General features: G+C 70.8%; 14 protein-coding genes. 2 read left to right on the top strand and 12 right to left on the bottom strand.

Annotated features, from left to right (window positions below):
- Positions 1–14: 14 nt before the first annotated feature.
- The 9 genes from DEJ09_RS04465 to glmS all read right to left on the bottom strand — a co-directional run bounded on the left by DEJ09_RS04465 (position 15) and on the right by glmS (position 8,012).
- Complete coding sequence (locus DEJ09_RS04465; RefSeq protein ID WP_258373785.1) at positions 15–1,061, bottom strand: Fic family protein; 1,047 nt, start codon at positions 1,059–1,061, stop codon at positions 15–17.
- 234 nt (positions 1,062–1,295) lie between these two features.
- The gene (locus DEJ09_RS04460) at positions 1,296–1,790 is read right to left on the bottom strand and encodes a hypothetical protein (RefSeq protein WP_128780465.1); all 495 of its coding nucleotides are present in this window, start codon (positions 1,788–1,790) and stop codon (positions 1,296–1,298) included.
- Positions 1,791–1,827: 37 nt separating this feature from the next.
- The gene (locus tag DEJ09_RS04455; protein ID WP_111087749.1) at positions 1,828–2,436 is read right to left on the bottom strand and encodes an NAD(P)H-dependent oxidoreductase; all 609 of its coding nucleotides are present in this window, start codon (positions 2,434–2,436) and stop codon (positions 1,828–1,830) included.
- A 64-nt stretch (positions 2,437–2,500) separates the two neighbouring features.
- On the bottom strand, positions 2,501–2,971 hold the full coding sequence (locus DEJ09_RS04450; protein ID WP_111032258.1) for a GNAT family N-acetyltransferase: 471 nt from the start codon (positions 2,969–2,971) through the stop codon (positions 2,501–2,503).
- Between the two features lie 11 nt (positions 2,972–2,982).
- Positions 2,983–3,501 (bottom strand): tRNA (adenosine(37)-N6)-threonylcarbamoyltransferase complex ATPase subunit type 1 TsaE, encoded by a 519-nt coding sequence (gene tsaE / locus DEJ09_RS04445; protein ID WP_181433260.1) that lies wholly within the window; start codon positions 3,499–3,501, stop codon positions 2,983–2,985.
- Positions 3,498–4,664, bottom strand: coding sequence for an alanine racemase (gene alr / locus DEJ09_RS04440; RefSeq protein WP_164941159.1), 1,167 nt, complete (start codon positions 4,662–4,664; stop codon positions 3,498–3,500). Before alr (DEJ09_RS04440) ends, tsaE begins: the two co-directional genes overlap by 4 nt.
- Positions 4,661–5,764 carry an alanine racemase gene (alr, locus tag DEJ09_RS04435; protein WP_071406148.1) on the bottom strand — a complete coding sequence of 368 codons (1,104 nt, stop codon included), beginning with the start codon at positions 5,762–5,764 and terminating at the stop codon, positions 4,661–4,663. The genes alr (DEJ09_RS04440) and alr (DEJ09_RS04435) overlap by 4 nt, the downstream gene beginning before the upstream one ends.
- Positions 5,761–6,156 carry a holo-ACP synthase gene (locus DEJ09_RS04430; RefSeq protein ID WP_111087747.1) on the bottom strand — a complete coding sequence of 132 codons (396 nt, stop codon included), beginning with the start codon at positions 6,154–6,156 and terminating at the stop codon, positions 5,761–5,763. The genes alr (DEJ09_RS04435) and DEJ09_RS04430 overlap by 4 nt, the downstream gene beginning before the upstream one ends.
- An 8-nt stretch (positions 6,157–6,164) precedes the next feature.
- Positions 6,165–8,012: a glutamine--fructose-6-phosphate transaminase (isomerizing) gene (gene glmS / locus DEJ09_RS04425; protein WP_111038493.1), complete on the bottom strand. Its 1,848-nt coding sequence runs from the start codon at positions 8,010–8,012 to the stop codon at positions 6,165–6,167.
- 70 nt (positions 8,013–8,082) lie between these two features.
- Between glmS and DEJ09_RS04420 the strand changes: the two genes are divergently transcribed.
- Complete coding sequence (locus DEJ09_RS04420) at positions 8,083–8,568, top strand: glutathione peroxidase (protein ID WP_111023295.1); 486 nt, start codon at positions 8,083–8,085, stop codon at positions 8,566–8,568.
- A gap of 105 nt (positions 8,569–8,673) precedes the next feature.
- A complete protein-coding gene (gene coaA / locus DEJ09_RS04415; protein ID WP_111046473.1) occupies positions 8,674–9,618 on the top strand; it encodes a type I pantothenate kinase in 945 nt (314 codons plus the stop codon).
- Positions 9,619–9,729: 111 nt separating this feature from the next.
- Here coaA and glmM read toward each other — a convergent pair whose 3' ends face one another.
- Genes glmM through rplM form a run of 3 tightly spaced genes read right to left on the bottom strand, consistent with a single transcriptional unit; the run spans position 9,730 to position 12,094 of the window.
- Entirely contained in the window at positions 9,730–11,103 is a 1,374-nt protein-coding gene (gene glmM, locus DEJ09_RS04410; protein WP_071406153.1) for a phosphoglucosamine mutase, read from the bottom strand.
- Positions 11,104–11,125: 22 nt separating this feature from the next.
- On the bottom strand, positions 11,126–11,611 hold the full coding sequence (rpsI, locus tag DEJ09_RS04405; RefSeq protein ID WP_017885499.1) for a 30S ribosomal protein S9: 486 nt from the start codon (positions 11,609–11,611) through the stop codon (positions 11,126–11,128).
- Between the two features lie 36 nt (positions 11,612–11,647).
- Positions 11,648–12,094 (bottom strand): 50S ribosomal protein L13, encoded by a 447-nt coding sequence (rplM, locus tag DEJ09_RS04400; protein WP_027466717.1) that lies wholly within the window; start codon positions 12,092–12,094, stop codon positions 11,648–11,650.
- Positions 12,095–12,373 lie beyond the last annotated feature (279 nt).

Genomic DNA, 12,373 nt, shown 5'->3' with positions numbered 1-12,373 from the left:
GGCGGGGCAAGGAGTCAGTCCTCGTCGAGGCTGCCAGCGACCGCGTTCCAGATCTCGTCGGCACGCCAGCGCTCGCGACCGCCTCTGCCCGCTCGCCCGAGTGACCGGAGCCAGCCGTACTCCTCGGCTCGACGGAGCAACGCGGATGCCGTCGGCTGTGACACGCCGAGCGCCCTCCGGACCGACGCCACCGTGAGGACGGGGTTCTTGAAGATCACGTCGACGAGCCCGGGGAGCGCCGAACGCTCCGTCCGCGCAGCGAGGCGGTATCGCTCGCGGATCTCCACGAGCTGCCGGATCCGCTCGGCGCTGTCATTCGCTCGGACGGTCACCGCCTCGGCGAAGAACTGGATCCACTCGTTGACCTCTCCGCGCTCCCGAACGGCCTGCAACCGCTCGTAGTACTCGGTTCGGTGTTGTTCGAAGTACCCCGAGATGTGCAAGATCGGCGCGGGCAGGATGCCGTCTGCGATCAGCGAGAACCCGATCAGGAGGCGCCCGATCCGACCATTGCCGTCGAGGAACGGGTGGATCGTCTCGAACTGGTAGTGCATCAGAGCGCACTTCACCGTGACCGACATCGAGTCCAGTGGTGCGTTGACGAAACGCTCCCAGTCGTCAAGGGTCTCGGGAAGGTGGTCCTGGTGCGGCGGGATGAACCGGGCAGTCTCCGGTCGAGCGTTCGGAGATCCGATCCACACTGGTGAGCGACGAAGCTCACCGGGCGACTTCTCGTCTCCACGGACCTCCCGCATCAGGGTCTCGTGGAGCGAACAGATGAACCGTTGGGTGATGGGGAGATCTGCGAGGAGCGCCACTCCCTCGCGGGCGGCCCGGAGGTAGTTGTCCACCTCGCGGAGATCCTCGTCGAGGATCTCGTCGTCGTTCTCGACGCTGAGCACATCGCTCAGTGACGCCTGGGTCCCCTCGATGCGCGAACTCGCCAGCGCCTCCTGCGCCATGGACGGGCCGAGCAGGAGTTCTGGTTCCTGGATGAGCTGCCCGAGCCCGGCGAGCCGACCGATCGCGATGTCCGCGCGGGACACTGCGGCGTTCGTCATCGGCTCGAGGACGAGCTCACGTGGTAACGGCGCGGGCAAGAAGTAGGCGTGCGGCCACTCGGACAACGGACGCGTGGCGAGTGTGCCGAAGCGTTCTGATCGGAAGTCTTCTCGGCGCATCTCCTCATCATAAGCAAAGTGCCCTCTGCCCTATAACTTCAGATCGAACTTCCAAGCACCTGCACGTCGGGACGCGGGGACGTTCGATCCGTCATGCAAGTCAGGGGGCCGCGGCTAGTCGAAACGGACCGTGCTGGTGGGCGACGTCGCGCCCGTACCCGTCGCGGCCTCGTCCGCTGCTCCTCGAAGGTGCCGCAGCCGGGACCGCACACCGCCGTCCTGGCGACGCAGGACGATCGCAACGTCCGCCACGGACATCCCCGCGGCCGTCATTGCCTCGAGCCCGGTGTCCTCTTGCTGCGTCCACGGCGCGTAGGCGGCGGGCCGGTCGAGCCGAGCAGCGTCGACCTGCGGGTTGCCGGTCGGTGCAGCCCGGACCACCAGCGGGGACGACGGGTCGTCCGCTCCGGACGTCGTGGCGACGGCCGGCACCGGCGCCGACGCTGACCGCGGGCCGGTCGCCCGGACGTCCAGGCAGACGACGGCGGTCACCGGATGGCGTGCCACGACCGCTCCTGCGGGCGACCGGAACACCAACTCGGTGTCGTCACGGTCCACCGTGCCGACCTCCACGTCGCTGAAGCCGCCGGTATCGAGGACGATGCGCATGGTTCCCCCGTTCGCGCTGACCAGATCTGCTGCGAGGCTACCGGTCGCCGGCCGGGGCACGGTCGACGACCGCCCGACGGACACCCTCCACCGCCGCGGCGACCGCGCGCTCGCGGGCCTCGGCGTCCTCGGTCTCGGAGTCGTGCACGAACACGGTGGCGCCCCGCCGGGCACCGCAGAAGTCGACAATGCCGTGCTCGACCTGCGTCCGGAGCCCCTCGGCGTACCCGTGCCGTTCGTACACGCCGGCGTCGTCGCCCGCGATCGGCACCAGGTGGACAGTGAGCCGTTCGAGCGCCCGACGGATGCCGCCGTCCGGATCGACGTCGAACGCCCAGCCGTTCACGAACACGCGGTCGATCCACCCCTTGAGCACCGCGGGCACGGACCACCACCAGACCGGGAACACGAGGACGAGGTCGGTGGCGCGGTCGATGCGCTGCTGCTCGGCGACGACGTCGGCCAGCGCGTCCGTGCCGGTCCGGTAGGTCTGCCGGTCGGCGAGGGTGAAGCGCGGGTCGAACCCCTCGGCCGCCAGGTCGGCGGTCTCGACCGTCCCCGCGGGCAGGGCGTCCCGCAGGCGAGCCGCGAGGTGGTGGGTGAGGGAGTCGGGGTCCGGGTGGGCGGTCACGATGAGCGTCGGCACACCGCATCCTCCCGGAGCCGGCTGGGTGGTACCGGGACACCCGCTGTCGCCCGGCCGCGCCGGCTCACACCGCGGTCAGGTCGAGGGACCAGGCGACCTCGCGCGCGAGCTGCCCGGTCCGCCGGAACGACCGGACCTGGTGGGTGGCGGCCAGGGCGGCCGCCAGGTCGTCGCGGTCGGCGAGGGTGAACCCGAGCGACTGCCAGAACGGACCGGAGCGCCGCGAGAACAGCCACGCCCGTCGCGCGCCCGTGACCGCGGCGTGGTCGACGGCGAAGCGCGCGAGCCGGGTGCCGTGGCCGAGCCCCCGGAGCTGCGGCGCGACCGCCACGCTGCGGACGAGCACGTGGACGCCGTCGGCGCTCGTCTCGTACCCGGTGCTGCCGACCACGCGGCCGTCCTCGGCACGGTCGACCCACAGCCGGACGGTCGGCTCGAGACCGGCACGGTCGTGGCCAGCACGGTCGAGCCCGGCGACGGTCAGGTCGGCACCGACGAGGAAGGTGCGGAGGTCGTCGACCGCACCGGTGTCCACGCGCTGCAGGGTCAGAGGTCGACGCCCGTCCAGCGCGGCCCCGTCGCGGTGACGACGACCCGGCGCGGCTCGTCGGGCACGTCGTCCGGATCGAGGTCGTCGTCGACACCGTGGTCGGCCGCGTCGGCACCGGTGGCGCGCGTGATCTCGACGTCGAGCACGCTGTCGCTGATGCCGTCGACCATGCCGCGACCCCACTCGACGACGACGATGGCGGCATCCCAGTCGAGGTCGAGGTCGTCGAGCTCGACCGGGTCGGACAGACGGTAGGCGTCGACGTGCACCAGGTCGGGGCCGGCGGCCGTCGGGTGCGTCCGGGCGAGGACGAAGGTCGGGCTGGACACCTGGCCGCGCGCACCGAGTGCGGCCCCGAGCCCGCGCGTCAGGGTCGTCTTGCCGGCACCGAGCGGCCCGGTCAGCACGACGAGGTCCCCCGCGCGCAGCACCGCGGCCAACCGGGCCCCGAGCTCCCCCATCGCCTCGGTGCCGTCGACGGTGGTGTCGAGCAGGACGTGCGGCAACTCGGTCACGGCCGCTCGCCCCGCAGGTACTCCCCGACCCGTCCCTCGATGTCGTGGCCCTCGTAGAACCGGGGCACACGGCTGCCGATCCGGCAGACGATCTCCTCGCCGATGGTCTCGAGCGCCGCGCCCCACTCGAGCACGGTCATCTCGTCGTGCTCGCCGGTGCCGAACAGCACGACGGTGTCGCCGGTCTGCACGTCGTCCTCGCCGACGTCCACCAGGAACTGGTCCATCGCGACGCGGCCGGCGATCGGGTAGCGCTTGCCGCCGATCGCGACCTCGATGCGGCCCTGCGCCAGACGCGGGACCCCGTCGGCGTACCCGACGGGCACGAGCGCCAGGGTCGTCTCGGTCGCCGTGCGGTACGTGTAGTCGTAGGAGACGCCGGTGTCGACGGGGACGCGCTTCGTCTTCGCGACCGACGCGGTCAGGGTCATCACCGGCTCGAGTCCGAGGTCGGCCGCCGAGACGCCGTCGGCTCCGGGGATGCCGAACAGGTTCGCGCCCATCCGGACCATGTCCTTGCGGAACTCCTTGCGCTCCAGCCCCGCGAGCGACGCGGCGACGTGCTCCATCGGGACGTCGAGCCCCAGGTCCTCGGCGATCTCGATCGCGGCGTCGAACACGGCGACCGCGGCGCTGTCCTCGTGGTCGGACGCCTCGGCCAGGTGCGTGTACGCGGCGACGACCTCGATGCGGCCGTTCCGCTGGGCGTCCCGGGCGAGCTCGACGAGCGCCGGCCAGTCCGCCGGGGTCGCGCCGTCGCGGTGCAGGCCGGAGTCGACGCCGAGGTGCACCCGGGCCGGTCGCTGGTCGACGGCGTCGATGATGCGCTGCAGCTCGGCGACGTTCGAGACGCCGAGGTCGACGGCCGAGTCGATGGCGTCACGGAAGTCCAGGTCGGGGTCGTGCTGCCAGGTGAACAGGTGGACGTCCTCGCCGACGCCGATCGAGCGCAGGCGCAGGGCCGCGGGCACCGTCAGCACACCGATCCAGCGGATGCCGGCGTCGACGGCGGCGAGCGCGATCGGCTCGAGGCCGTGTCCGTACGCGTCGGCCTTCATGATCGCCATGACGGCGACCGGGTCCATCCACTCGCGGACACGGTCGAGGTTGGCCCGGTAGGCGTCGAGGTCGATGCGCGCCTGACGCAGCGGTGCGGAGCTCACGTCGTCCTCCGTTCCACGCTGCGGCCGATCCGGGCGACCACCTCGTAGTTGATCGTGCCGATGGCGTCGGCCCAGTCCTCGACGGCTGGGTCGCCGTTCGCGGGGTCGCCCCACAACACCGCCTCGTCGCCGACCTGCACGTCGGCGTCGCCGATGTCGACGTGCATGGCGTTCATCGCGACCCGTCCGACCACCGGGAACGTCCGGTCGCCGATCCGCACCGAGACCCGGTTGCCGAAGTCCCGGTCGAAGCCGTCCGCGTAGCCGAGGCCGATCACGGCGAGACGGGTGTCCGTCTCGGCGCGCCAGGTGTAGCCGTAGGAGACGCCGTCGCCCGCGGCGACCGGCACGGTGCGGAGCACGGCGGCGGTGACCCGCATCGCGGGGCGCAGCCCCAGGTCAGCCGAGGTGCGACCGTCGAAGGGGCTCAGCCCGTACAGGGCGAGTCCGACGCGGGACAGGTCGTGGCGGGTCTCCGGCACGGCGATGCTCGCGGCACTCGCGGCGAGGTGCACCACGTCCGGCACGATGCCGTTCGCGGCGAGGCCGTCCAGCGCCCGCTGCAGTGCGGCGTCCTGGTCGAGGTCGTCGGTGCGCGACGCGTTCGACAGGTGGGACATGAGCCCTTCGACCCGGGTGCGGTTGCCGCCGCGGGCCAGGGCGCCGGCGGTCGCGAAGAGCTCGGCCCACTCGGACTCGACCGCACCGTTGCGGCTCAGGCCGGTGTCGACGCACAGGTGCACGGCGCGGACGTCGGAGTCGGCTGCTGCGGAGAGCTGCTCGACGCTCGACACCGCGGGCGTGACGTCGAACTGCGCGGCGCGACGGAAGTCCTCGTCGGGGGCGTGCAGCCACGCGAGGATCCGGACCCCCTCGTCGATGCCGCCCTGCCGCAGCGCGACGGCCTCGTCGATGTCGGCGACCCCGAGCCACTCGGCACCGGCGTCCACGAAGGCCTGCGCGGCGTCGAGGGCGCCGTGGCCGTAGGCGTTCGCCTTGACCACCGCGATGACCCCGGCCGGGGCGACCCGGTCGGCGATGGTCGCGTAGTTCTCGATCAGGGCTCCGCGATCGACCGTGATGCCGGTGAACGCACTCACCGGGGAGTTCCTTCCAGGACCACGTCTGTTCCTTCCAGGACCACGAACGCGGTCGCGATCCCTCCATCATGCGAGAGCGACAGGTGCACGCTCGTCACGCCACGCGCGTCCGCCACCTGCCGGGCGCCCTGGTGCAGGGTGAGCGACGGGTTCCGCTGGTCGTCGGACACGACCTCGAGGTCCTGCCAGCTCAGCCCGGCACTCGACCCGAAGGCCTTGATCAGGGCTTCCTTGGCAGCGAACCGTGCGGCGAGGGACGCGATCGGCCGGGGTTCGCCGTCACGGACCTGCTCGGACGGCGTGAACAGCCGCGCCAGCATCGCCGGTGTGCGCTCCAGCACCCGTTCGAACCGTTCCAGGTCGACCACGTCGACCCCGATCCCGATGATCACCGTCGCGACTACTCGACGGTGACCGACTTCGCGAGGTTGCGTGGCTGGTCGACGTCCAGGCCCTTGGCCGCGGCGAGCTCCATGCCGAACATGTGCAGCGGTGCCACGGCGAGCAGCGGCTCGAACAGCGGGGTCGCGAGCGGGATCCGCAGGACCTCGTCGGCGAAGGGCAGCACCGCGGCGTCGCCCTCTTCGGCGATCGCGATCACCCGGGCACCGCGGGCGCGGATCTCCTGGATGTTCGAGACGACCTTCGGGTGCAACGACCGGGGGTCGCGCGGCGACGGCACGATGACGAAGACGATCTGGCCCGGCTCGATGAGGGCGATCGGGCCGTGCTTGAGCTCACCGGCCGCGAAGCCCTCGGCGTGGATGTACGCGAGCTCCTTGAGCTTGAGGGCGCCCTCGAGTGCGATCGGGTAGCCGACGTGGCGGCCGAGGAACAGCACGCTCCGGGTGTCCGCCATCCAACGGGCCAGGTCCTTGATGCCGGCGGCATCCTCGATGGTCTGCTGCAGCTTCGGCGCGAGCCCCTCGAGCTCGGCGACCTGCTCGGCGATCTGCTCGGTGGTGAGCGTGCCGCGCAGCGTCGCCAGGTGCAGCCCGAGCAGGTAGAGCGCGACGCCCTGGGCGATGAAGGCCTTGGTCGACGCGACGGCGACCTCGGGCCCGGCGTGCGTGTAGATCACGGCGTCGGACTCACGCGGGATCGTGGCGCCCTGGGTGTTGCAGATCGACAGGACCTGCGCGCCCTGCTCGCGGGCGTACTTGACGGCCATGAGCGTGTCCATGGTCTCGCCGGACTGGCTGATCGAGACGACCAGGGTGCGCTCGTTCAGCACCGGGTCGCGGTAGCGGAACTCGTGCGCGAGCTCGACCTCGACCGGGATGCGGGCCCACTGCTCGATGGCGTACTTGCCGAGGATGCCGGCGTAGGCGGCGGTACCGCAGGCGATCACGATGACGCGGTCGACCGTCGCCAGGCGCTCGGCGATCGGGTCGAGGTCGGTCAGCGTGACGGCGCCGTCGTGGACGCGACCGAGGATCGTCTTCGCGACGGCCTCGGGCTCCTCGCTGATCTCCTTCGCCATGAACGAGCTCCAGCCGCCCTTGTCGGCGGCGGAGGCGTCCCAGTTGACCTCGAACTCGGTCGGCGTCGCCGGGGTGCCGTCGAAGTGGATGACGTCGACGCCGTCGGGGCGGATCGTGGCGATCTCGTCCTGCCCGATCGACAGCGCGCGCTGTGTGTGGGCGACGAACGCGGCGACGTCCGAGCCCATGAAGTTCTCACCGTCGCCGAGCCCGACCACCAGGGGCGAGTTGCGACGGGCACCGACGACGACGCCGGGCTGGTCGGCGTGCACGACGAGGAGCGTGAAGGCCCCTTCGAGCCGCTGCACGGCCTGCTGCATGGCGGCGGTCAGGTCACCGGTGTCGCGGAAGGCGCGTCCGACCAGGTGCGCGGCGACCTCGGAGTCGGTCTCGCTGCGGAACTCGATGCCCTCGGCCTGCAGCTCGGCGCGGAGCTCGGAGAAGTTCTCGATGATGCCGTTGTGGATGAGGGCGAGCTTGTCGCCGTCGGCCAGGTGCGGGTGGGCGTTGCCGTCGGTCGGGCCACCGTGGGTCGCCCAGCGCGTGTGCCCGATGCCCGTCGTGCCGTCCGGGATCGGCGACGACTCGAGCTCGTCGACCAGGGCCTGGAGCTTGCCGGCCTTCTTGGCCGACACGAGGTCTCCGGCTGGGTCGACGACGGCGATGCCCGCCGAGTCGTAGCCGCGGTACTCGAGGCGACGGAGGCCACCGAGGAGGACGTCCTGGCTGCTGTTGCTGCCGACGTAGCCGACGATTCCACACATGGAACCGATCCTACGGTCTGCCTGGACGCCGACCCTGCGAAGTCCCGGGGGTGGGGATAACGTTTCGGCCATGGGACGCTTCGACGACATCGCCATCACCACGCTGCACGGCGAGGACACCACGTTCGGCGCCTACGCCGACAAGGCCGTACTGGTCGTGAACGTCGCCTCTCGGTGCGGCCTCGCCCCGCAGTACGAGCAGCTCGAGGCCCTGCAGAAGCAGTACGGCCCCCGCGGGTTCACGGTGCTGGGCTTCCCGAGCAACCAGTTCCTGCAGGAGCTCGGCTCGTCCGAGGCGATCGACGAGTACTGCTCCACCACGTGGGGTGTCACGTTCCCGATGTCCGAGAAGGTCAAGGTCAACGGCAAGAGCGCCCACCCGCTCTACCAGGCCCTCAAGGAGACCCCGGACGCCGACGGCAAGGCCGGCCGGGTCGCCTGGAACTTCGAGAAGTTCCTCGTCGCCCCCGACGGCTCCGTCACGCGCTTCCGCCCCACCACGAAGCCGGACGCCCCCGAGGTCGTCGCCGCCATCGAGGCGGCCCTGCCCGCCTGACGCGTCGCGTCCTGCGGACGCGCACCGAGCACTGGACGGGAGGCCCGGGGCACGTGAGCCGACCGGCTCACGTGCCCCGGGCCTCCCGTCTGTACGCTCGATCCCATGCCGTTCTCGGAGACCGCCGTCGCGCACCCGACCCCGTTCGTGGAGATCCCGCGTGACGAGTGGTCCCAGCTCGCCCCGAAGGAACACCTGTCGCTCACCGAGACCGAGATCGTGCAGCTGCGCGGTCTCGGCGACCGGTTGGACATGCAGGAGGTGCAGGAGGTCTACCTGCCGCTGTCCCGCCTGCTCACGCTCTACGCCGCCGGCGCGCGGAACCTGCACGCCGAGACGAGCCGGTTCCTCGGGGAGCGCGCCGGACGCACGCCGTTCGTCATCGGCGTCGCGGGTTCCGTCGCGGTCGGCAAGTCCACCGTCGCCCGTCTGCTGCGCGAGCTGACGAAGCGCTGGCCGGACACCCCTCGGGTCGAGCTCGTGACGACCGACGGCTTCCTGTACCCGAACGCCGAGCTCGAGCGCCGCGGGATCATGGACCGCAAGGGCTTCCCGGAGTCGTACGACCGCCGCTCCCTGCTGCGCTTCGTGAGCCAGGTGAAGAGCGGGGCCACCGAGGTCCGCGCGCCGTACTACTCGCACCTGGTCTACGACATCGTGCCCGATGCCGAGATCGTCGTCCGGCAGCCCGACGTGCTCATCGTCGAGGGCCTCAACGTGTTGGCGCCCCCGGTGCACGGGCGGCTCGCGCTGTCCGACCTGTTCGACTTCACGATCTACGTGGACGCGAAGACGAAGGACATCGAGTCCTGGTACGTCGACCGGTTCCTCGCCCTGCAGGAAGAGGCGTTCTCGAGCCCCGACTCGTTCTTCCACCGGTTCGCCTCGCTCTCGCGTGAGGACGCGGTCCGGACGGCGACCGAGGTCTGGCGGGCGATCAACGAGCCGAACCTGCTCGAGAACGTGCTGCCCACGCGATCCCGCGCCACCCTGGTGCTGAAGAAGGGCGCGAACCACAAGGTGAACTCGGTCCTGCTCCGCAAGATCTGAGCGGAGGGGGCAGCGCAGCCAGCAGGGCAGCGCAAAACACCGGTGTTCGCGAGCTGAACCGCGTTCTGCGCGTGTTCAACCGGCGAACACCGGTGTCTTGCGGAGGGGACCCTACGCGGCGTCGAGCGCCAGGCGGTCCTGCACGACGGCGGCGAGCTCCTCGGCGATGCGCTGGGCGTCGTCCTGGGAAGCGGCCTCGACCATGACGCGCACGACCGGCTCGGTGCCCGACGGACGGAGCAGCACACGACCGCTGTCCCCGAGCGCCTCACTGGCGGCGGCGATGGCGTCCTGCACGCCCTGGTCGGCGAGCCCGTGACGATCGACGCCCCGGACGTTGAGCAGCACCTGCGGGAACACCGTCATGCACGAGGCGAGCTCCTGCAGGGTCTTGCCCGTGCGCGCCATCTCGGCGACCAGGTGCAGCCCGGTCAGGATGCCGTCACCCGTGGTGGCGAACTCATTGAAGATGATGTGACCGGACTGCTCGCCACCGATGGAGTAGTCGCCCTCGGTCATCTTCTCGAGCACGTAACGGTCGCCCACGCCCGCCTCGATCACGGTGATGCCCGCGTCGGCCATGGCGCGCTTCAGCCCGAGGTTCGACATGACCGTCGCGACGAGGGTGTCGTCCTTCAGCCGTCCGCGCTCCTGCAGGGACAGCGCGAGGATCGCCATGATCTGGTCACCGTCGATCGCGTTGCCCGCGGCGTCGACCGCCAGGCAGCGGTCCGCGTCCCCGTCGTGCGCGATGCCGACGTCGGCACCGTGCTCGAGCACCGCGCGGGCGAGGTTGTCGATGTGGGTCGAACCGACGCCGTCGTTGATGTTCCAGCCGTCGGGGTCGGCGCCGATGAGCGTCACGCGGGCTCCCGCGTTGACGAAGACCTCGGGCGAGACGCCGGCGGCGGCACCGTTCGCGCAGTCGAGCACGACGTGGATGCCGTCGAGCCGGTGCGGCAGCGTGCCGAGCAGGTGCACCACGTAGCGGTCCTCGGCGTCGGCGAACCGCGAGATGCGCCCGACGTCGATGCCGGTGGGGGTGGGTGCGGAGTGGTCGTGCATGGCCGCTTCGATGCGGTCCTCGACCTCGTCCGGCAGCTTGCGGCCACCCGTGGCGAAGAACTTGATCCCGTTGTCGGGAGCGGGGTTGTGCGATGCGGAGATCATCACGCCGAAGTCGGCGTCGATGTCCGCGACGAGGAACGCCGCGGCGGGGGTGGGGATGACCCCGGCGTCGAGCACGTCGACGCCGGCCGAGGCGAGCCCGGCCGCGACGGCGGCACCGAGGAACTCGCCGGAGACGCGCGGGTCACGCGCGAGGACCGCGCGCGGGCGCGGTCGACCCGACGCCCGGCGGGCGTCGGCATGGTGTCCGTGTGTGAGGACGGCCGCGCTCGCCTGGGCAAGACCCAGTGCGAGCGCGGCCGTCAGCTCGCCGTTGGCGAGACCACGAACCCCGTCGGTACCGAACAGACGCGGCATTGCGATCTTCAGCCGGTGACGACTAGCGCTTCGAGAACTGCGAAGCCTTGCGGGCCTTCTTGAGACCGGCCTTCTTGCGCTCGATGACGCGGGCGTCACGGGTGAGGAAGCCGGCCTTCTTGAGGGCCGCGCGGTTGTTCTCGCGGTCGATCTCGTTCAGGGTGCGGGCGATGGCGAGGCGGAGCGCGCCGGCCTGACCCGAGGGGCCGCCACCGGTGATGCGGGCGACGACGTCGTACGAGCCGAGGAGCTCGAGCACCTTGAAGGGGTCGTTGATGAGCTGCTGGTGCAGCTTGTTCGGGAAGTAGTCCTCGAGCGTGCGGCCGTTCACGACGAACGTGCCGGAGCCCGGGACGAGCCGGACGCGCGCGATGGCCTCCTTGCGGCGCCCGACGGCACCGCCGGAGACGTTGAGGATCTGACGGGGAGCGGCCTCGGCAGCGGCGGGTGCGCTCTCCGTGGTGAAGCTCTCCGGGGTCTGGTCGAGGGAATCAGCGATCTGAGCCATGAGTTTTCTGTGTCCTTGAAGTCGTCGTGGCCGGAACTACTGTGCGACCTGGTCGAAGATGTACGGCTTGGGCTGCTGCGCGGCGTGCGGGTGCTCCGCGCCGGCGTAGACCTTCAGCTTCTTGAGCTGCTCGCGGCCGAGGGTGTTCTTCGGCAGCATGCCGCGGATCGCCTTCTCGACGGCGCGGGTGGGGTGCTTCTCGAGCATCTCCGGGTAGGAGGTCGCCGTCAGGCCGCCCGGGTAACCCGAGTGACGGTAGTAGACCTTCTTCGCGAGCTTCGAACCGGTCAGGGCGACCTTGTCGGCGTTCACGATGATGACGAAGTCACCCATGTCCATGTGCTGGGCGAAGGTGGCCTTGTGCTTGCCGCGCAGGAGCGCCGCGGCGTGGGTGGCGAGACGGCCGAGGACGACGTCGGTGGCGTCGATGACGATCCAGTCGTGCTGGACGTCTGCCGGCTTCGGTGAGAACGTGCGAGTCACAGGAGTGCTGCTTTCGTGTCGAGGTGAGGAGTCCGTGAATCCCACTCCGGTCGGGAGTTCCACGGGCAGAAGCACGGGGAACACCTCGGTTGGAGGGCTCATCTGACTGTCCGCGCGCGGGGCGCACAGACCAAGGTGAGAGCCTAGCCGACGCGGGGTACGTCGGTCAAACGCGGCTGACTGCCGGCCTGGAGGCGCCGTGCCAGCCCGCACCGCGCCTCCCGTCCGTCGCGCGGTCGCGCCCACCGCGCATGGGTGAGCAGAAGACGTCGGGTCCGC

Origin of the sequence: Curtobacterium sp. MCLR17_055, from assembly GCF_003234305.1 — a bacterium.
Classification (GTDB): Bacteria; Actinomycetota; Actinomycetes; order Actinomycetales; family Microbacteriaceae; genus Curtobacterium; species Curtobacterium flaccumfaciens.
This window is presented reverse-complemented; position numbering and strand designations above follow the sequence as displayed.

Bases quoted from the DNA above. Each gene is read 5' to 3' on its own strand.
- DEJ09_RS04465 (WP_258373785.1), bottom strand. From the start codon at position 1,061: ATGACGAACGCCGCAGTGTCCCGCGCGGACATCGCGATCGGTCGGCTC.
- DEJ09_RS04460 (WP_128780465.1), bottom strand. From the start codon at position 1,790: ATGCGCATCGTCCTCGATACCGGCGGCTTCAGCGACGTGGAGGTCGGC.
- glmS (WP_111038493.1), bottom strand. From the start codon at position 8,012: ATGTGTGGAATCGTCGGCTACGTCGGCAGCAACAGCAGCCAGGACGTC.
- DEJ09_RS04420 (WP_111023295.1), top strand. From the start codon at position 8,083: ATGGGACGCTTCGACGACATCGCCATCACCACGCTGCACGGCGAGGAC.
- coaA (WP_111046473.1), top strand. From the start codon at position 8,674: ATGCCGTTCTCGGAGACCGCCGTCGCGCACCCGACCCCGTTCGTGGAG.
- glmM (WP_071406153.1), bottom strand. From the start codon at position 11,103: ATGCCGCGTCTGTTCGGTACCGACGGGGTTCGTGGTCTCGCCAACGGC.
- rpsI (WP_017885499.1), bottom strand. From the start codon at position 11,611: ATGGCTCAGATCGCTGATTCCCTCGACCAGACCCCGGAGAGCTTCACC.